The sequence below is a fragment of the Microcoleus sp. T3_A4 genome (genome assembly GCF_036700465.1).
Classification (GTDB): Bacteria; Cyanobacteriota; Cyanobacteriia; order Cyanobacteriales; family Microcoleaceae; genus Microcoleus.
In genome coordinates, this window is record NZ_JAUBOY010000027.1 from 85,523 (window position 1) to 102,748 (window position 17,226).

Annotated in this window: 23 protein-coding genes and 1 pseudogene; 5 read left to right on the forward strand and 19 right to left on the reverse strand. The window is 46.0% G+C overall.

Annotated elements, in window-relative coordinates:
* Positions 1-42: 42 nt before the first annotated feature.
* Complete coding sequence (locus QUA07_RS16700; protein ID WP_333326961.1) at positions 43-606, reverse strand: hypothetical protein; 564 nt, start codon at positions 604-606, stop codon at positions 43-45.
* Between the two features lie 196 nt (positions 607-802).
* On the opposite strand from QUA07_RS16700, the gene QUA07_RS16705 reads away from it, so the two are divergent.
* On the forward strand, positions 803-1,225 hold the full coding sequence (locus tag QUA07_RS16705; protein WP_333326963.1) for a hypothetical protein: 423 nt from the start codon (positions 803-805) through the stop codon (positions 1,223-1,225).
* On the opposite strand, the gene QUA07_RS16710 is transcribed toward QUA07_RS16705, so the two are convergent.
* The 7 genes from QUA07_RS16710 to QUA07_RS16740 form a co-directional block, all read right to left on the reverse strand.
* The gene (locus QUA07_RS16710; protein ID WP_333326965.1) at positions 1,226-1,681 is read right to left on the reverse strand and encodes a hypothetical protein; all 456 of its coding nucleotides are present in this window, start codon (positions 1,679-1,681) and stop codon (positions 1,226-1,228) included.
* Positions 1,682-2,270: 589 nt separating this feature from the next.
* The gene (locus QUA07_RS16715; protein WP_333326967.1) at positions 2,271-2,429 is read right to left on the reverse strand and encodes a hypothetical protein; all 159 of its coding nucleotides are present in this window, start codon (positions 2,427-2,429) and stop codon (positions 2,271-2,273) included.
* A gap of 223 nt (positions 2,430-2,652) precedes the next feature.
* A complete protein-coding gene (locus tag QUA07_RS16720) occupies positions 2,653-3,150 on the reverse strand; it encodes a hypothetical protein (protein ID WP_333326969.1) in 498 nt (165 codons plus the stop codon).
* Between the two features lie 141 nt (positions 3,151-3,291).
* Complete coding sequence (locus QUA07_RS16725) at positions 3,292-4,449, reverse strand: hypothetical protein (RefSeq protein ID WP_333326970.1); 1,158 nt, start codon at positions 4,447-4,449, stop codon at positions 3,292-3,294.
* Between the two features lie 120 nt (positions 4,450-4,569).
* Complete coding sequence (locus tag QUA07_RS16730) at positions 4,570-4,932, reverse strand: DUF2493 domain-containing protein (RefSeq protein WP_333326972.1); 363 nt, start codon at positions 4,930-4,932, stop codon at positions 4,570-4,572.
* A 71-nt stretch (positions 4,933-5,003) separates the two neighbouring features.
* Positions 5,004-5,495, reverse strand: coding sequence for a hypothetical protein (locus QUA07_RS16735; RefSeq protein ID WP_333326974.1), 492 nt, complete (start codon positions 5,493-5,495; stop codon positions 5,004-5,006).
* A 465-nt stretch (positions 5,496-5,960) separates the two neighbouring features.
* The gene (locus QUA07_RS16740; RefSeq protein ID WP_333326976.1) at positions 5,961-6,404 is read right to left on the reverse strand and encodes a hypothetical protein; all 444 of its coding nucleotides are present in this window, start codon (positions 6,402-6,404) and stop codon (positions 5,961-5,963) included.
* 416 nt (positions 6,405-6,820) lie between these two features.
* Between QUA07_RS16740 and QUA07_RS16745 the strand changes: the two genes are divergently transcribed.
* Positions 6,821-8,032, forward strand: coding sequence for a transposase (locus QUA07_RS16745; RefSeq protein WP_333326978.1), 1,212 nt, complete (start codon positions 6,821-6,823; stop codon positions 8,030-8,032).
* A gap of 79 nt (positions 8,033-8,111) precedes the next feature.
* Here the strand turns inward: QUA07_RS16745 and QUA07_RS16750 are convergent.
* The 4 genes and pseudogenes from QUA07_RS16750 to QUA07_RS16770 form a co-directional block, all read right to left on the reverse strand.
* A pseudogene (locus tag QUA07_RS16750) lies at positions 8,112-8,977 on the reverse strand (DUF5895 domain-containing protein).
* A 126-nt stretch (positions 8,978-9,103) separates the two neighbouring features.
* Complete coding sequence (locus tag QUA07_RS16760) at positions 9,104-9,625, reverse strand: hypothetical protein (protein WP_333326982.1); 522 nt, start codon at positions 9,623-9,625, stop codon at positions 9,104-9,106.
* Positions 9,626-9,707: 82 nt separating this feature from the next.
* Complete coding sequence (locus QUA07_RS16765) at positions 9,708-10,004, reverse strand: hypothetical protein (RefSeq protein WP_333326984.1); 297 nt, start codon at positions 10,002-10,004, stop codon at positions 9,708-9,710.
* 75 nt (positions 10,005-10,079) lie between these two features.
* Positions 10,080-10,457, reverse strand: a complete 378-nt coding sequence (locus QUA07_RS16770; protein ID WP_333326986.1) for a hypothetical protein — start codon at positions 10,455-10,457, stop codon at positions 10,080-10,082.
* 142 nt (positions 10,458-10,599) lie between these two features.
* Between QUA07_RS16770 and QUA07_RS16775 the strand changes: the two genes are divergently transcribed.
* Positions 10,600-10,950, forward strand: coding sequence for a hypothetical protein (locus QUA07_RS16775; RefSeq protein ID WP_333326988.1), 351 nt, complete (start codon positions 10,600-10,602; stop codon positions 10,948-10,950).
* A gap of 67 nt (positions 10,951-11,017) precedes the next feature.
* On the opposite strand, the gene QUA07_RS16780 is transcribed toward QUA07_RS16775, so the two are convergent.
* From QUA07_RS16780 to QUA07_RS16805, 6 genes are all read right to left on the reverse strand, one after another.
* Positions 11,018-11,329 carry a hypothetical protein gene (locus QUA07_RS16780; protein ID WP_333326990.1) on the reverse strand — a complete coding sequence of 104 codons (312 nt, stop codon included), beginning with the start codon at positions 11,327-11,329 and terminating at the stop codon, positions 11,018-11,020.
* Between the two features lie 84 nt (positions 11,330-11,413).
* Entirely contained in the window at positions 11,414-12,046 is a 633-nt protein-coding gene (locus QUA07_RS16785) for a hypothetical protein (RefSeq protein ID WP_333326992.1), read from the reverse strand.
* On the reverse strand, positions 12,043-12,300 hold the full coding sequence (locus QUA07_RS16790; RefSeq protein WP_333326993.1) for a hypothetical protein: 258 nt from the start codon (positions 12,298-12,300) through the stop codon (positions 12,043-12,045). The genes QUA07_RS16785 and QUA07_RS16790 overlap by 4 nt, the downstream gene beginning before the upstream one ends.
* Positions 12,301-12,314: 14 nt before the next feature.
* On the reverse strand, positions 12,315-12,731 hold the full coding sequence (locus QUA07_RS16795; RefSeq protein WP_333326995.1) for a hypothetical protein: 417 nt from the start codon (positions 12,729-12,731) through the stop codon (positions 12,315-12,317).
* Between the two features lie 132 nt (positions 12,732-12,863).
* Entirely contained in the window at positions 12,864-13,694 is an 831-nt protein-coding gene (locus tag QUA07_RS16800; RefSeq protein WP_333326997.1) for a siphovirus Gp157 family protein, read from the reverse strand.
* 143 nt (positions 13,695-13,837) lie between these two features.
* Complete coding sequence (locus QUA07_RS16805; RefSeq protein ID WP_333326999.1) at positions 13,838-14,173, reverse strand: DUF3846 domain-containing protein; 336 nt, start codon at positions 14,171-14,173, stop codon at positions 13,838-13,840.
* Between the two features lie 87 nt (positions 14,174-14,260).
* On the opposite strand from QUA07_RS16805, the gene QUA07_RS16810 reads away from it, so the two are divergent.
* Positions 14,261-15,130, forward strand: coding sequence for a DNA phosphorothioation-associated putative methyltransferase (locus QUA07_RS16810; RefSeq protein WP_333327001.1), 870 nt, complete (start codon positions 14,261-14,263; stop codon positions 15,128-15,130).
* A gap of 15 nt (positions 15,131-15,145) precedes the next feature.
* The gene (locus tag QUA07_RS16815; RefSeq protein WP_333327003.1) at positions 15,146-15,409 is read left to right on the forward strand and encodes a hypothetical protein; all 264 of its coding nucleotides are present in this window, start codon (positions 15,146-15,148) and stop codon (positions 15,407-15,409) included.
* 185 nt (positions 15,410-15,594) lie between these two features.
* Here QUA07_RS16815 and QUA07_RS16820 read toward each other — a convergent pair.
* Positions 15,595-17,226: choice-of-anchor Q domain-containing protein (locus QUA07_RS16820; RefSeq protein WP_333327006.1), on the reverse strand; the 1,632-nt coding region annotated here is incomplete at its 5' end.

Here is a 17,226-nt window from a genome sequence, read left to right on the forward strand (position 1 = left end):
CGATGCAGCAATGACCGCTGCGGAGGATTTCGCAGACTTTGGTTACTTCGTTTCTTGATTTATCTGTTGATTCTTGCCTTGGTTCTGACGGTGCCGCTGCAACAGTTGCTGAGCTTGTGCTGCTGCGGCATTCGGCTTTGGGTTGGCTGCATTCCTGATGGCTTGGAGTTTTGCTCTTTGCTCGTCAAACAGATCCTCCTCGGTCATCTGAGCCGCCAGGTGCAACTTAAGGAGGTCTACCGCAGCTTCTTGTTGGACTTTGAGTTCGCCTGCTTCCCAAATTAATCGGTTTCGCCCCTCCTCATCTTCGTCACTGCCCGGTATCTCCGGCTGTACGGGAATATCTAATTCCGATGCCAAACCAGAACTTTCCGAGATCGCTAGCTGACCGCCACCACCGAATCCCTGCATCTTCCCCGTTGCTTTGATGTGCTCGCTCAAATCCTCCATCAGTTTCATTTGCTCGGCATTGAGATACGGGCCATCGGCATCTTTGCTTGCCTCAATTCCCAGGTGCTTTAATCTGTTGTAATACGTAGACGATCCGATACTCAGCTTCTCACAGATTTCATCGGGTCGCCATTTCGTGGAAAGTTCTGTTTTCATTGGAATTTTGGTAGTTTTTTCATATCAGATTTACATAATATGAACTATACACCGCACAAAATCCACTTATTAACTGGAATATCGAACCGGAATCCACCGCAACTTTGGCTCAGTTATTCCACTGTCAGTAAAGCAGTAATTTTAGTGTATTTTGTTACTTAGCAGCATCAAACAAATCCAATAGGAACAAGAGACAATGCAAACTGACATGGGCAACAGCCAGAGTAGAGCGTGGAACATGGGAACGTTAGCGAAAAGGCGCAGGAATTCCAAAACCGGGGAAAGCGTGGATATCCTAACTGGTGCAGATTGGAATGAGGGCGCAACCAGCAAGAACAGCAGCGGAGTTTCCACCATCTCTGAAAGCATCGGCGGGGATGACATCACCGACTGGGCGAGATTTCGAGTGAAGGTTCCCGTGCAAGTGAACCTGGTAACGGACAATGCGATCGCAGCAATTGTGAACTCTAGTCGTAGCGTGGTGGTGGATTCGAGCGATGGCTATTCGAGCAACTTGACAACCACTTTGGGGCCGGGAGTCTACTTTCTTCAGTTCAGCACCGAGTCTTCAATTCCCTCTTTGTTTACCTCGCAGTTGACCCTAACGCAGGTGAGTTAATCAATCCATGCAGATGATGGCATTGGGGCAGTATTGTTCGATCAGGGAACGGACAACACTCCACTCACCGCGCCCCCCAGACCATCCAAGTTTGTAAGGCAGGAAAGGAGTTAATTGCAATTCCAAGGATTTGCGGTGGAGTTTGGACAAACAAAGCGCCAGGGCTTCGTAATCGGTATAGCGTTTCTTGCTGCCGTGTAAGTTCTGACCCGCCATACTGCACACCCAAAGCTCAGGAGTGGAGCTAACCCGAACCATTTGAATTTTGCCGGGAACAAAGCGCTTTCCACCCGCATCGGGGCCACAGAAGCGTTGATACTCCGATTCCACCAACGGCCATTTCTTGGCAATTGCCTTGCCCAAACCCGTATGCAGTACACCGGTGCAACAAACTTGGTGAGCGATGATGCCCGTTTCGATATCGGGGATGATTTTCAGCTTCTTTTCTAATACCATGTGCCTTATGATACTCGGCTGTTAGAAATAGCAAACAAATCCAAGTTGGCTGAAGTAATGATTTTGTAACAAACTGTAATAACCTGGATTAAAGATTAATTTAGTGCAGCACCAAAGTAACCTTAGATAGGGCAAGTCTGAGAATAACAAACACACAATAACTTGGTGGGCGAGTGCACCGAAACACAACGAGAGTCTTGGTATGCGCTAGCACCGAAACACAACGAGAATCTGAGTATGCGCTAGCACCGAAACATAGCTTATAGCTTTGAGTGCAGAAACACCATAAATATCTTTTTGATATGCCAGTGCGCTGAAACAAAACGAGTATCTTGATAGGCGCTAGCACCGAAACATAGCCCATAGCTTTGAGTACACCAACATCGAAACGCAGCCCATAGCTTTGAGTGCAGAGACACCACAAATATCTTGTTTAAGATGCGCTAGCACTGAAACACAAAGATTATCTTGATATACCAGCGCACCGAAACACAGCGAATAGCTCGGTGTACCAGAATATGAAAACAATGGGGAAGTTCGGGCAACGGGAGAAGCGAGTAGAATGCAACCGCTGCCCCAACTTCAGTGATTACCAGCGTCCACAGGCGTGATAGTAATCCGATTCTATTTCGTGCTGGAGTTTGAGTTGAGCTAAGTAAGGTGTGAGGGATGGTTCTGGTGCGATGTATTGTGCTAATTCTTGTTGTAGGAAGAGAGCGATGAATTGCACTAAGCTAATTAGGAGCATGGTAACTAGGGTTCCTATTTTTGTTTTACACCCCTTGCGATAGCCCTTTGATTGAATCTTTATTGGTGATGATGTAGCGTTGATAATTAGTTTTTATTATCCCCAGCAATCCCAAGATTTATGTAACAATGCACAAATATGATTCAGGATTGCTGGGTCATCGAGTTCTGTGGATGCACCCAAACACTCAGCGCGCAAACTCTCGGTACGCGCTCGCTTTGAGTTAGATGCAGGGGTTGGATGAGTTGCCCCTCCGTCCAGTTCTCATAGAGCCTAGCAGGGTACTCACCACGGTGCAGCGTTCTGCATTTTCTTTGACTAGGTGAATGCGACCCAAGCGTCCGTTACTTACACCGCGCCAGTTGTACTGCATCCGATAGGCTCCATCTTTTTTATCAAAGTAGAAAGTGGCAGTTTTAATCGTGACTTTGGGGTCAATGCCCGCACTTTGCCACTGAGGAGGTTCATCAACTCGGTGAACCGAATATTCGATGCCCTGGGGTGTTTGTCGAATCAGGCACTCCATGATTAATCTTTCACGTCGAGCTTCCGATTTCGCCTTTTGGAAGCACCAATAAATCCGGTCGTTTGCTACGCTAACTTGTTGAGAATTCATAAACCCAATCCATCCCGGTACTGCGATAGCACACAGGATGTTGAGTACCGCAATGAGGATGAGTTTTTCGATTAATGTGAATCCAGAATCGGTGGAATAGCGCATGACAGTTGCCTCATATTGTTTGCAGCCATGCGGTAGCTGTTTTCTGGGTATTTCCTGTTTCTTGTTACCTCAAGTAGTTGATAAGTAAAAAAGCGATCGCACTCTGGTTAAGTACGACCGCTTGCTTATTCGAGAGGGCGCTTATTCTCGGTCAGCTTCACTAACTCGGCGTTTGGATTGTTTTACGCTTTTGATTCCGAGTTCAGCATCGATGTCGGGTTCCATTCCCAATAAATGAACGTTGCGTTCCATCCATTCGGCAACTTCATCTAGGGTGGCAGCACGTCGTTTTAATGGCCTTGGCTGCGGTTGTTGGGATTTGGGATGCTGGGCTTTGATGCGATCGGCTTGATTCCGAGCTTCCTCAAACTCTTCTGGTTCCGCATTTTCGGCTGCGTCTATCGCTTCATTGATGCGGCGGGTTGCCTGCTTTTCGGGTGCTTCCACTTGGCGTTGGGTGAGTTTGTTCTCGTTGATTTCGATGAGCCTTGCCTTCACTTGTTGGAGATTGCGCTTGCGGGCTTGGGCTGATTCCAAACCTAGGAAGAAATCCGGTGCTGCGATAAATTCTTTGATGCCGCTGTTCACCTTGGCGGCTAGTTCGAGCATTTCACCTAGGAGTTTGGCTGACTTGGATGTGAGCGCCGCTACTCCAGTGGTATCGAAATAAATCCTTCCCTGCCAACAAGTATCGCCCCGCATTTGCTCGACCAATACATCCGGGATATTCGAGAAGTTGGGTGCAGAAAGAGCGATTGTTCGCTTATTTGGATTTCGGAAATCTGCTTCGATGCGGATACCATTGGGCAAATCACTCGTGTACCGCGCTACGTTTTCTAGGGATTCGGATGATTCATCTTCAATGCGTTCGAGGATGCGGTGTCCCCATTCATCCAGGGCCACTGATAGCAACTCTTCGGTGACGGCTAACAAATCCTTGAGTTTGGTCAATTCTTGGATGCGTTCTAAGCCAAAGGTATCCTCGAAATGGGTGCAGAAACGCTCCCAGAGATATTTATTGAGCTGTTGATAATCCCATTCATCTTTGGAATAGGAACCATCATCTTGGCGACAACCTGGTGCGATGATAAATTGCTCCAATTCTCCCTTGGATTTAGCATCCATGAAGCTGGCTCGTTTATCTCGGTGTTGCCAAGCGACTTGTCTCAATCCGTAGTAGAGTTTCTTGTAGGTGGAAAGAGCATCCTTGATAACGGTTTGGGCTTCGGCACCGATTACCGCTTTTTCTGAAGCTTTGGGTGCGTAGATTCCGAGTTGGGATTTGTTGATGAAGCTCACGGTCGTTTCTCCTGAATTGAATTGTGTTTGCACTGAATGCGAAAGCAGTTTTATTTACTTTCCTTTTTTCTTTTCTCTTCTTGTCTCTGAGCCTTTTTATGCCTTGCTCAGGGCAAGTTTCTAAGGACGATAGCGCACGATTCTCAGAGCCAAGTTGTATTGAGTGGCTAGATTAATCATGTGCTGGGTTCCCCGTGACGAGCCATCCCAGAAAACAATGCAGTGAGTGGCATATTGCGCCATTTCCTCATTGCGCCGATAACCCGCTGATTTACCGAAGCGATTCCAATCTGCGGGCATTTCCTTGAGTGCCATTCCCCGCGATTGGGCGTAGCGTTCACCGAGGCGATCGGCACCACGCGCTCCTCCCGATACTATTTCTATCTGGTCGGTCGAGTAACGCTGGAGGTACATATCCACCAGGCGTTCGAGTAATTGGTAATGGTTGAAATCTCTGGAACCTGCGATGATTACTTTGAGCATTGTCTTTTCCTCCTGTTGTTAGTACAAAAAAAGGTAGAGATTTTACTCTCTACCTCGTTTCAAATCTCTGGTTAACTCAGTTGTTGTTTGTACTCGCTCCGCATTTTCCAAAATGTGATGCTGAATCGTTCTTGGCTGTGCCACAATATGGCATGGGGTGATTTGCAGTTGAATTCATAGATATCTCCATCCTGCAAATCAATTACTTCCCGATTGTTGGGTAAGCCAATGCCAAACTTTGCTTGTCCGAGATTTACTCCTCGTGCAATTGTTGTTGCATAATTGTGGTCTCGATGCCAATCAATTTTTCCGTTGTAGGTTAGCAGTGCAATATCGCAGCCGGGGAAAACTCGCTGAGCAAATTTCTGGATTCGATTATCCGTATAAGCTGGATAAACCCGGGCATTGGTTCGCAAATCGCATTCGGCAAATATCCACATTCTCATTCTGCCGGGAGCATAACGAGATACATCTTGGCTCATGTCCTGGATGCGTTCTCTACACCAATTCCTCAAATCCTGGATGGAATTTGGGTCTACTTTGTTGATGAACTTAATGGTCATTTCTTTGTCCTCAGCTACTGACCCCTCACAGCGAAGCTCCAACGCTTAACTGCCAGGGAAATCCTTACACCCCCGCAGCGAAGCTCCCACCCTTAAGTCTCAGCTACCGTAAAGCTTTGCACCCATTTCAACCGTCCTTGTTACCGCTTGTTGCAGTGACAACCCAGCGCTTAAAGCAACGTCCCATTCCTTTGAATTGGAAGTGCGATCGTTACTGCGGGCGGTGGAGGTTTCCCAAGCGCGATCGGTTGTGCGGGCGATCGTTGGTAAGTTCTGTGTGTGGATGGTAGCGGGCGATCGTTAGTTACTCCAACTATTCATTAGTGCAGCTTTAAAGTGTTGCAAAGATGTATCGGAATAGCATTAAATTAGATGTTCCGCTTAATTATTATTAGGCATAGTGCATCTCCCAGGACTAGCCTGGGAGTAATAGCGAATCAGTCGCGATTCAATTAGTAGGGAATATCATGTTGCCCAAGTATCTGTTACCCGATTGCTAACATCCCAAGAACTGATATTTTTGATTCCCTTGGGAGTTTTCACAGCAGCGGGAATCACCGATACCTTAACTTCCACATTGCGCTTTTCCCAAGAACGGCGGTTGTATGCTTTAAGTTGTTCCAAGTCCATGCCCCATTTTTGCTGAGCGTAACTCACCAGTTGTTCCAGAGTAAAGCGCTTATCCTGGGGCGTTCCGAATACTTCTGCAAACTTAGCTTTGTAAGCATCCCAGGAGAACGTATCGCCCTGAGCTAATTTAGATTTCCTGAGTGCTCGTCCTTGCAGTTCTCGGATGGCATAGTAAACGCTTTCCCACTCTTTCTCCGAGTAATCTTTGACAGTAAAGCCATCACCAAAAGCAGCATCAAAGTTAGGGGGTTGGGGTTGTTTTACAGTTGTGCGAGCCATAATGTACCTCTGATTCGTTGTTTTCACTCCAAGCGATAGCCGTTTTGTTGTTGTTTCCTGTGCTTTTTTAGCTTGGCAGACGGGAATCCCTCGCGCGATATCGTTTCGATTGGTGTGGGATGAAAGGCGCGGTGAGGTGAGGATTCCACCCGCTCACAATCTCATACGGTGTAAGCGTTGAGCAGTGGGCGGGTGGATGACGAGACGAACGAATTATTTTTAGACTTTTTCAATACACCTTTTTAAACATTTCTGTCACCAGTTGAGATTTGACAATAAAAATTAACACTGGCGAGTACAAACCTCGCTGATTGTATAAATAAAATGTTCACTTACGCACTTGACATGAAGTAACGTATTCAAGTATATTGATGCTAATTGATAAGTAGCGACTGAAGTCAAACATTCACAGGTTAATGAAAACTTCTTACCAATATCGATTACGTCCAACAAAGCTGCAAGCCATTGAGATTGACAGATGGCTGTCAATGTTATGTGCACAGTACAACTATTTGTTGGCAGATCGATTTAATTGGTACGAACAAAACCGTTGTCCCATCAATGCGTGTCCGCTAGTTTGCCATTTACCTGAACTGCGAGACAATCCAGATTACTACACTCAGAAAAAAACATTACCTCAACTCAAGAAAACTCACCCTTGGTATGCCGAGATTTATTCTCAAGTGCTTCAAGATGTAGTTAAGCGAGTTAAGGTAACTTTCGATCGTTTTTTAAAAGGTGATAGCAGCGGAAAGCGTAGCGGTAGACCCAGATTTAAACCGCGCAGTCGTTACCGCACGTTCACCTATCCTCAAATTAAAGACGGCTGCTTGCAAAACAACTTAATTAACTTGCCGATGCTCGGAAAAGTTAAAGTTGTTTTACACCGTTCCATACCTGATGGATTCAAAATCAAAACCGTTTCTATTACCAAAAAAGCTGATGGGTACTATGTCACTCTCAGTTTGGAAGATTCAACAGTCCCTGAGATCAAACCAGATTTTAATCCTCAAAAGATTGTTGGAATTGATGTGGGACTGAAGGATTTCTTAACAACATCAGAAAATGAGACTGTGGCAATTCCTCAACATTACCGCAAAGCTCAAAAGCGCTTGCGAACTATTCAGAAGCGGGTGTCGCGCCGTAAAAAAGGCAGCAACCGCAGGCAGAAAGCAGTTAATCAACTGGGGAAGTGTCACAAGAAAGTAGCCGACAAGCGTAAAGACTTTCATTTCAAAACTGCTAACAATCTCTTGAGAAAATATGATGTTGTTGCAGTTGAAGACTTGAATATTAAGGGACTTGCTCGTACAAAGCTAGCTAAATCTGTGTTGGACGCTGGGTGGTCAAGCTTTCTGTCGATACTGACAAACAAAGCCGTAAATGCTGGCTTGTTGGTGATGACCGTATGTGCCTACAATACTTCACAAGATTGCTCTAGTTGTGGTGAAAAAGTACCAAAAAAGCTGCACGAAAGATGGCACGACTGTCCACATTGTGGATGTAGTCTTGACCGCGATCATAATGCAGCTATCGTAATAAAAAATAGGGCGGTAGGGCATTCCGTCTTTAAAGCTCAGTTAACGTCCGAAGCAATAGCTGGAGTCGCTGAGAAGCCTACATTATAGCTGTACTCAGCTTAATGTAGGAGTATGTCACTGTTTGAGTTCTGGGGAATCGAAGTTACTCAATTCCCCAAAGTAAGAATTAGCTTTCAGCTAAAGCTAGAGGTGGAGATGATGAAAATTGGAGTGCGGGGATGGTCAAAGGGCGCTCTGGTTCGAGGGCTTCCCAAGTCCATTGTTTAGCCTGCTGGTCGTAACCTAGGAAGTGCTGTTTCCAAGTTTCTAGGGTGGGTTTTGTGTGCGATGTAACGTAACAGCACGGCGATTTCTTTTTCTCTCCTACGGTTTGGCGCTCTACCTCAAACTCGAATACGCACAAACTCTTGAAAGCTGCATTCTTGGGTTTGGCGGCAATCCTGTTTCCGATGGCGTGGCAGGCTGTAATCTCGGTGCAGAATTGTTGCCAATGCTTGCTAAAACTCGCTTGATTCGCACCCTTGGCTTTGTAGCTTAAAGGAATGGAATGCAGGGGTTGGTTATCCGAGTTGACCAAGAATACTTGGAATAATTGGATGTTGCTAATGCGCTCGTTTTCCTTGCAAGTGCGGTCGTACAAGCCCAGGATTACCGTCTGCTGTAGTCTTTCGCTTTCATCCCGGTCAAAGGCGAGTACGGGTGTTTTTGGACAAACAATCATCCGGGGTTTGCGAATCAGGATTCCCTGCTCTGTTTTTCCTGAATTAAAGGTGTACTCGATTAGCTGGGATTCATCGAAATCTAGCCAACCTGCTTGTGCCTTTGATCCACAGTTACGAAGTAGCCGCAGTGTTCTAGATTCGATTCTCCCCGCACTGCTTGAATGCGTGGTAGACGAGCTTCGGGGTCTACGAAATCGGGACTGGCAAACTCATCGCGCTCTAGTGGCAGTTCTCCCGTTTCGGGAGCGGGCATTACTTCGGATTGGATAGCTGCATCGGATTGAACATTTGTATCGGATTTCTTAGCCATGATAAAACCTCGTATTTTTCACCCTAGCGAAAGCCATTTACTTTCACTTTTCTTGCTTATTTGTTATTGACATTTAGCTTTGACTGGCTGCAAGTTCATAATTCATAGCTTGCAGCCCAGCTAAGATTACTTGGTATCGAGGAGTTGCTTCAGGGGAGCGAAATAAGGCAGAAGTGCTTCGACTCCTTCGCGGGCAGCAACTCGGATTGCATCAGCTTGACTGAAGGGAAAATCTCGTTTAAACGGGTCTTCAAATTCATCAAATTGTCGAGCGAATTCTACTTTCTCGGGATGTTGGGATAAGTGTCGGTGCCACAGAGCGATGTAGTATTGGATTCCCCAATCATCAAGAGCAAAGCTGGTGCCTTGTTCGTTCGACTTCACGGGTAACTCGCGATCGCCTATTTGCCACGCTATTTGCTTGCATCCTTGGCGCTTCCAATACCTAGCAGCAGTCCAGTTCCCGGGTTCGGGGCAACCTTCAAAACGCTTGGCGCATTGGTAGTGGTTCTCGATTGAATCCGTTGTACCGAAAGCTTTCACATAGCAAAAGAACGGGCTGTAGCGCTTGTCTCCACGGGAATGACACTGCAAGATGCGCTTGTCACCTTCAACGCGGAACTCACCCTCAAATACTCGATGGTTCATAACCTTTACCTCAACTCAATGAATGTTGTACCCCAGGCGATAGCACTTACCTGGGGCTTTTCTTTCTCTATCAATCGCTGTGCTATTGGAGATGGGTTGGATTTACCGCAATCGTGCTATATTCTTCACCTTCTGGGATGAAGTCTTCAACAAAAGCACCGTTTACTTTAACTGTGGGTACGGGGCCTTGATTGCTTTTTACTTTGTGATACTCACAACGCACCGCTTCTCTTGCTTTATCCTGCAATATAGCAATGCAGCAATCTTCATCTTCTTCGGGGTCTATTTGTGCCCACAACGAGCAGGATAAGTCAACTGAATTGAAGTTAAGCAAATTGAATTTGCGGGTATACACCACGGCTATTGTTCTGATGTTCATGGGTTTACTTTATTTGCTAATGTTGCACCCCAAGCGTTAGCAATTACTTGGGAGTTTTGTGGGTTATTGATGCTGTTAGAAATGGTTGGATTCAAAATCATAGGCTTGAGGATTCGGGGTAATCTCGTCCTCGGTCAGCCATTTAGTTTCTCCTTGTCCCGTAAGAGCTTTGACTCCGTAGTACCAAACGGGTTCAGCCATCAAAGAGCCATGCTGCCACCTAGGGGCGTAGAGTTCGATACCAAAGATGCGCTTTTCTTCCCAATCATCAATGGGTAAATCTGGGGTAATCAACCACACTTTTTGACCGATAAAGTATGCCGGGGTCGGGGTTATCCACTCATCTGAGTCTGCTGCAACTTCGAGACAACACCGCAACTCGATGGTTTGAGTAGTTAATGGAATGCGGTAAGGCTTGGGTAATTGAATGGATTTATTGGGTTGAATTAACATGAGAATTATTGGCTAGTTTTACCCCAAGCGATAGCCATTACTTTTAGGTTTTATGATTTATTTAAATTAGGTCTGATCAATAACTTAATTCACTTCAATAAAAGAGCTAACGCTTTGGTTGCAAACAAGATTAATCAAAGCCATGAACCCGAATCAACCCGGTTGTTATTTGATACACTGGCAACCCGCAATCGGTAATTTAACTAATCCCAGAGCCACGGCATCCCATTATTTAGGCAGCACCAATAAACCCGTGGGCGATCGCTTGAGGGAACACCAAACTAAAGTGGGAGCCAGAATCACCAAAGCTGCGGTGGAACAGGGGCGGGAGTTGGTGTTGGTGAGGACTTGGCGCGGGGGGTGGCATCGGGAACGGGAACTTAAGAAGCTTCACAACAACCGATTGCTCTGTCCTATCTGCAATCCCCGCTGCGATCGCAAACACCCTAAATCGAGAACGCACAAGAGCTGTGGAGTAGCAGGGAAAGACTAGCGATCGCGCAAGCGCGTATTAGATGAAGGAACTACGCTGCGTTTCTGAATCTAATACTCCTTACTCTTTAAAATAAACTGAGTTGACCCTCGCTTACAGGGCATTTGCGAGGGCGCCTTGGGAGTCCGCTACGCCACCCCAGATAGGTTTTTGCTGGCCATCCCGTGCTAATGAAATGGGGAATCTTGGCAACTTCTTGGAGCCAGGTTCTGTAGGGAGTGTATTTCCTGAATCCGAAGGGAAAACGCTCTCTGGATACCCATTTCTTCGCTGCTTTTCCTTCTATTGCTTCTCCCATTAACAAGCATTGAGCTTCGTACTCTAGAAGAGCATCGGCAATGCTATCAATTGCTTTATCTCTCCAAGTCACTCGCTTCATTGCCTAACTCCCCTTTCGCTACACTATGGATGTTTTATACCCACGCCGAGGCTGTAATATTGATAATTCCTCGGCATCGATAATTTAATTGCTCTCTAATTGCTGTTGGTGTTCCTTAGCTTCCGAGATTCTACGCTTGAGAGTGTCTAATGCCGTTATCGCTGTCCAATTACCCCGGTTAGCTAGTTGAATATATTGCTGTATCAATTCTTCGGTGATTTGTTGGTCTAGCCACTGCACTAACTCGATGGTTTGTTGGCGCGCTTGGGGATTGGTGCTGCCGAACATCTCGAACATTCCCAGCTTCTGCATCTGCTCTAAGGTCATATTCTCTACCGCTTTTACGGCTTCTTTAAACTCTTGCTCTGATAAGGCGGGCGACTCATTGGGATGCTGCTGTAACAGAAAGTGATCGATTTCTTTGTACGTGCCGACATACATTTTACGGCTCACTGTGTCACATAAAATAGCGTGTTCTGGCATTTCATCATCGGAACCTAAATTGTAAGGATCTAAGTGAATTGCTAAAGTTATGTGTTCGATTAGAGGTGCATAGGCTGCGTAGTAGCTAAATGTCGCCATTGCTCTGCCGTTACTCCACGTGGCTTTGCTTCCTTGGTAGTAAAGAGCAAAGTATTGAGTGTTGCTGACTCCAATCATGGACGGTAACATGGGTGGCATGGGTACGGGTAATTCGATAAAGTGCGTTCCTATCATTGTTGTGGCTCCGGGTTTAGTTCAATAGAAAGAAAACAGCCTTCCGCTTTATGGGATAAGGCTTTAACCCCATTCATGCCTTGGGTTTTCAAAACTTGATCTGCTTCATCTAACAACTCAAACGAGTTAAAGTAAACTTGGATTAGGGCTGCATTTTTATGATGCTTTAAGGTGTAGCCCCGTTCGTGGTGGCAAGGGTTACGACATTTCACAAAACAAGCTTTTCTGAGTAAATTGTGAATTTTTCTGGTCATTTTCCTGTGTTCTGTTATTCAAAGAGAATGAGAGCGCTGCTTTCTTGGCTTTTCCCGTACTCCGGGTCTACCTGCTTTCTCAAATACTCAAACTCATCAAATAAGTCACTGCGGACGTACTTGGTGTTGTTTCTAGAGCTTAGTTTGTAATAGGCGTGTTGCCACTCTGTAAACGCATTCAAGGAGGCAGTGTGGTACAATAACCAATCGCAGTTGTTGAGGTGCTTAAATCCCCATTGTTCATTTGTCCATTCGGTATTCACATCCCTGCTATGCCAACAAAGATACACCGCTCCTGGTAATCCTTTGAGCAGCACTATGTCGTATAAACTCCAGGCTTTTGTGTATTCATGACATAGTTCTTCATTGATGCACTCTCCGCATTCATCCAAGCCCATTTGAGCGCAATCTAACCCTAAGTTGCAGTGCATGATGTACCTCTAACTTACTATATTTTCTACACTAGCGATAGCCATTTTATTAAAGTTACTTTCTCTTTTTATTTTAACATTTAGCCTGAAACCCTCACTTTTATTCATGATTGTTTCAGGCTTGCTGGGAATCTAGCGAACTCTCAAATGAGTTTCACGTTCTCCGAATTGTGCAACTCGTTGAGCTTCGATATCTCCCGCTTCTAAGGCTTGTCGGATAGCTCCATTATCGGGTGATACTTCAATGCGCTGAAATTGGGGAGGAAGTTCTGCTACTTCACAAGAGAGTTTGAGGGGCAAGACTCCACCGTTGTTGCTGATAGTTAAATTGAATCGGTGTAGACTTAGCTTCTTGACACCTTGAGCTTCGAGACACTTCTTGAGTTGTGCTTTCATCCAATCAACTCGTTGGCTGTCGCTAGCTGCTAGTTTACTCAGGCGTTCTGCTTCAGCTTTGCGTTGTTTGCTCAGAGCATGGCGGTTGGTAATGGCAGCGCAGTAATTGTCTATTTTGATGAGCCATTGGTCGTAGGTGTCACCCCGTTGTTCGAGTAGTTGTTGTACCGCTGCTTCTATTTCGGGTGTGATTTCTTCACCTTCGATGCTGTCGATTAGTTCATCCAAATCTTCCAATTGAACAGTGAGTTGGTGCAATGATTTACCGCGCACTCGTTCTTTTTCTCGGTGCGCTTCACAACGACTGGAGATAAGAGCGCGTTGGTCTGGATTCATGTGCTGCCACGCTTGCTGCACGATGGAGTCGGATTCAGGAGTAGCGGGAGTGTCGTGCTGTGCGACTAATTGAGCTTTGAGGGTGCTTAGTGCTTCCATTCCCTGCTCGGATGCTGCTAGTAATTGAGGGACAATGCCATCCAACAAGGAAGTATTGGGCATAGATTCAATCAATGCAGGGGAGATAGAAGATTCTAGGGATACGGTTGATTGTGTCTTCTTTCTGGGCATGATGTGTTTCCTATTGTTCTAATTGTTTTCACAAGAAAGCGAGAGCCATTTTGTTTTCCTTTTGTTACCTATTCTTTATGGGTGATTGGGTAACTTTTAAATGGTGGAGTTGCCCCAAGTAAAAGAACTTGAGGCAGCCTTGGTTAGGCAAAAACTACCACAGTCAGATTAGCGGCGACTAATTGAAACTGAGCTTCGGTTAACCCTATGGTTTCACCCGCTTCTGTAGATGCAGCAGCAATTACTTGACCGCGTAGCGCAATACTTTGGGAGGTAATGCAGGTTAAGGGCAATTGTTTGTCTAAGAATTCCTCGTCGCAGATTAAGTCGATGTTGGGGTCAGGAAATTGATGGCGCACGTATTCTATGTACGCATCCTCACCTTCAACGCCTACTCGGTTTTGCAGGTCGGCAAGTTCCCACTTCTCTGCTACTTCTAGTCTGTGGATTCCTGTGTTGTTAATCAAAGCGTAGAGCATAGGTAATTCCCTATTATTTACACCCTAGCGCTAGCCATTTTATTGAAATTATTTGTATATCTGTATTAATATTAATTAGATGCTCCCATGACACAAACAAACTTGGAAAATGTCATAATACCCAGACACAAAGCTGCTCTCAAGCGCCATGAATTGAGCTTACCGATGGCTGCTGCTGTTGATGGGGGAATTCTGTTACCCCATCACACGCACTTAGATTATGGATGCGGTCGCGGGGATGATGTGCGCTTCCTTCAAGCAATGGGTTTTCGTTCCCGTGGTTACGACCCTTACTACTTTCCCCGTACTCTCAAAAGAGCGGTTGATGTTGTTACCCTGCTTTATGTTCTGAGCACTATTGAAGTTCCAGCACTTCGGTGTGAAGTGCTCTATCACGCTTACCAACTCGCTCGTCAAACTCTGGTGGTTAGCGCTATTACCGGGCGATCGACTAATCATGCGGGTGTTGCTTACAACGATGGCGTAATTACGAGATGGGGTACGTTTGAGAAGTGCTATTCGCACATCGAACTCAAACACTTAATTGAAGATACCCTGGGTGTACCTGCCCGCTACCTGGCTCACAATACCTACACTGTTTCTCACAACTCTCGCGCTCTTCCCCTGATTATCCACAGTAGCGATCGCACTTACTTGGAAAAGTGCCGCTTTCTACTTCATTGCCAGCAGCAGGAATTAGGAAGTGCTTGGATTCCTCCCGCTGATGCTATCATTGAAAAGCATTCCTCCCTTCAGAAGGGTAAGCGCTATTACTATTTCCGGTTGAAGTCTCGTTCTCGGTCTCTCCCCAACGGTAAGCTAACCATGCACTTAGGAACTGCTCAAAGTGAATGCTACCTGAATGCTGTAGGAGCGATGGAACGCAGGGACTTACTTTGCATCAGCGAACGAAGGTTGATTCGGATTGAAGCTATACTTAGTGGGATGAGCGAATGAGTGGAGGATGCAGTCGTGACTAAAGTTATTTCGATGAAAGATTGGGTTCCCAGTCGGGTCAGGGATTCTTACACAACCAACGAAGAAATTGACGCATTAAATGAGGAATACGAACAATATCAATCTTTTGCTAGGGCTTCTTACCTGACTGCCGAAGAAATTGATGCCTTGAATCAGGAATACGAGCAATCTACATCTCGCTGTTTAAATACTACGAGTGCTTCCGTTAACCACAATACTTTAGCTCCTAACAACGAGAAACTTATCACGCCTGGGTAGTCATGCACAGTAAGGATATCGTTTTCTTCTGGATAAATTATAGTGATGTACAAAGTTACAAATTGCCACTACGCGGAAATTTATGTTGAGTTAATATTAAACCATTACTGTGCATCACTACCAAAGCATTTAACTACTGGCGGGACGTATTAGTAGAGCAAGGATTCCTCGCTCTACTAACAGCCTTAAAGCAGAGTAATTGCAGTGGATGCCGGAGTGCCAATCGAACCTGAACCAAAGCCCAAATTCACCACCCCACCAGTCAAGCCGGGTAGATTGTTAATCGTCAGACTAACGCTAGTTTGACCCGCATTAAAGTTCACCGTGCCGGAGGAAGGATTTACAGCAAATGGACTAATGGTGTAGTCTAGGTTGTTCACGGGTTGACCATTACCAGGGGCAACAATCAAATAGTCCACCGAAGCCGAAACCGAAGTATCGCCAGTCCGATTAATCGTAACAACTGCCGAACCACCATCAATAATAGGATCGGGAGATGAACCGTAATAGAAGAAAGTCGGAGGCACAGCAGTAGTATCAACATTAGAAATCCCTTGATATTCAAGGTTCCGCACTAGGTAGTCGGAGCCATCGTTTTTGAAGGAGGTGGCGGCGTAGGCAGCGGTGGGGCTATCGTAGGCTTTGGTGGAGAACCGCAGTTCGTCAAAAGTAGCGCCGCCCGAAGAGTCTCCTACTATCTGGAATTTGAAACTACCATCGGTGCGATCGCCAATGAAAGTCACTCCCTCTGAAGACACACTAATGGGTTGGGGAGCGATCGGAGCGTTGAGGCGAGTGATCGTAAAATTGGTGGCCGGTACCCGAACCCCATTATTAAAGATTTGCAGGAAACCCACTTCATTGCCTTGATCGCCCACTCCAGGAGCTGTTTTGGGACTCAATGCACTGAGGTCGATCGTTGTGCTAGTAATGTCTTGGTTATCTGCCCATTTCACCTTCAGGGTCTGAGATTGATTGGTGTTCGGGTTATGGTTGATTTCCGCCCGAATTTTCTTAGCGTCGGTGAACCAACCATCATAAGAGGATGGAACACCAATACCACCAGGACTGCCGTAGCTCAACCAGCTTTTAGGGTTTTCGTTTGTTGCTAAGGTGAGGTTGCTGATGACACTAGGGTTAAGGTAGTTCGTTTCAAACCCATCAAAAGCTATCCCAGAGAGTTGGATGCCTTGATTCTGGGCAGCAGTAGGCCATTGTGTAATTAGGTCATTGACACCGCTGTAATTATTGATTTGACCCAAAGAACCCATAAGAAGAGTCGGCGTAACTGTAGGGTTAAATTCATAAGCGCCAATATCAACGATCGCATTTCCGTTATTATCACCATCTTGAGGGCGACTCACACCGCGCTGATCAGTAGCCGGCGCGCCCACACCAGTACCAGTATCAATTGCCGGACTTCCTACTAGCAGTGGCAGCACGAAAGCGCCGTTAATATTTTGCAAAGGGCCGAGTAAGGGGTCTGCGATCGTCACATTCGCCGTAACATTACTATCATTAGGATCTCCGGTCGTCAGTTTAGCGGGAAATTGAAGGTTGTTGCCCCCATCGATGAGCTCCCGTCCAGTGTGCTGCCTAGTTTTAAAAGAGTTACTTGCCGTATTCCTATCAAAAATCGAATTCTTGACAGTAATTGGCGATTTCACAGGGTCGTTAAAAGTAGCAATACCTCCCGAAAATTCAGCGGTATTCTTAGCAAAAGTCGAATTGACGATGTTCGTCGAAAAGGAATCTCTGTTAGCGACAACCATTCCTCCGCCCTGCTTAGCAGCGCTGTTGCCGGAAAAGGTACTGTT

Coding starts and splice junctions, on each gene's coding strand:
- QUA07_RS16700 (WP_333326961.1), bottom strand. CDS start 606: ATGAAAACAGAACTTTCCACGAAATGGCGACCCGATGAAATCTGTGAG.
- QUA07_RS16705 (WP_333326963.1), top strand. CDS start 803: ATGCAAACTGACATGGGCAACAGCCAGAGTAGAGCGTGGAACATGGGA.
- QUA07_RS16710 (WP_333326965.1), bottom strand. CDS start 1,681: ATGGTATTAGAAAAGAAGCTGAAAATCATCCCCGATATCGAAACGGGC.
- QUA07_RS16715 (WP_333326967.1), bottom strand. CDS start 2,429: ATGCTCCTAATTAGCTTAGTGCAATTCATCGCTCTCTTCCTACAACAA.
- QUA07_RS16720 (WP_333326969.1), bottom strand. CDS start 3,150: ATGCGCTATTCCACCGATTCTGGATTCACATTAATCGAAAAACTCATC.
- QUA07_RS16730 (WP_333326972.1), bottom strand. CDS start 4,932: ATGCTCAAAGTAATCATCGCAGGTTCCAGAGATTTCAACCATTACCAA.
- QUA07_RS16735 (WP_333326974.1), bottom strand. CDS start 5,495: ATGACCATTAAGTTCATCAACAAAGTAGACCCAAATTCCATCCAGGAT.
- QUA07_RS16740 (WP_333326976.1), bottom strand. CDS start 6,404: ATGGCTCGCACAACTGTAAAACAACCCCAACCCCCTAACTTTGATGCT.
- QUA07_RS16745 (WP_333326978.1), top strand. CDS start 6,821: ATGAAAACTTCTTACCAATATCGATTACGTCCAACAAAGCTGCAAGCC.
- QUA07_RS16760 (WP_333326982.1), bottom strand. CDS start 9,625: ATGAACCATCGAGTATTTGAGGGTGAGTTCCGCGTTGAAGGTGACAAG.
- QUA07_RS16765 (WP_333326984.1), bottom strand. CDS start 10,004: ATGAACATCAGAACAATAGCCGTGGTGTATACCCGCAAATTCAATTTG.
- QUA07_RS16770 (WP_333326986.1), bottom strand. CDS start 10,457: ATGTTAATTCAACCCAATAAATCCATTCAATTACCCAAGCCTTACCGC.
- QUA07_RS16775 (WP_333326988.1), top strand. CDS start 10,600: ATGAACCCGAATCAACCCGGTTGTTATTTGATACACTGGCAACCCGCA.
- QUA07_RS16780 (WP_333326990.1), bottom strand. CDS start 11,329: ATGAAGCGAGTGACTTGGAGAGATAAAGCAATTGATAGCATTGCCGAT.
- QUA07_RS16785 (WP_333326992.1), bottom strand. CDS start 12,046: ATGATAGGAACGCACTTTATCGAATTACCCGTACCCATGCCACCCATG.
- QUA07_RS16790 (WP_333326993.1), bottom strand. CDS start 12,300: ATGACCAGAAAAATTCACAATTTACTCAGAAAAGCTTGTTTTGTGAAA.
- QUA07_RS16795 (WP_333326995.1), bottom strand. CDS start 12,731: ATGCACTGCAACTTAGGGTTAGATTGCGCTCAAATGGGCTTGGATGAA.
- QUA07_RS16800 (WP_333326997.1), bottom strand. CDS start 13,694: ATGCCCAGAAAGAAGACACAATCAACCGTATCCCTAGAATCTTCTATC.
- QUA07_RS16805 (WP_333326999.1), bottom strand. CDS start 14,173: ATGCTCTACGCTTTGATTAACAACACAGGAATCCACAGACTAGAAGTA.
- QUA07_RS16810 (WP_333327001.1), top strand. CDS start 14,261: ATGACACAAACAAACTTGGAAAATGTCATAATACCCAGACACAAAGCT.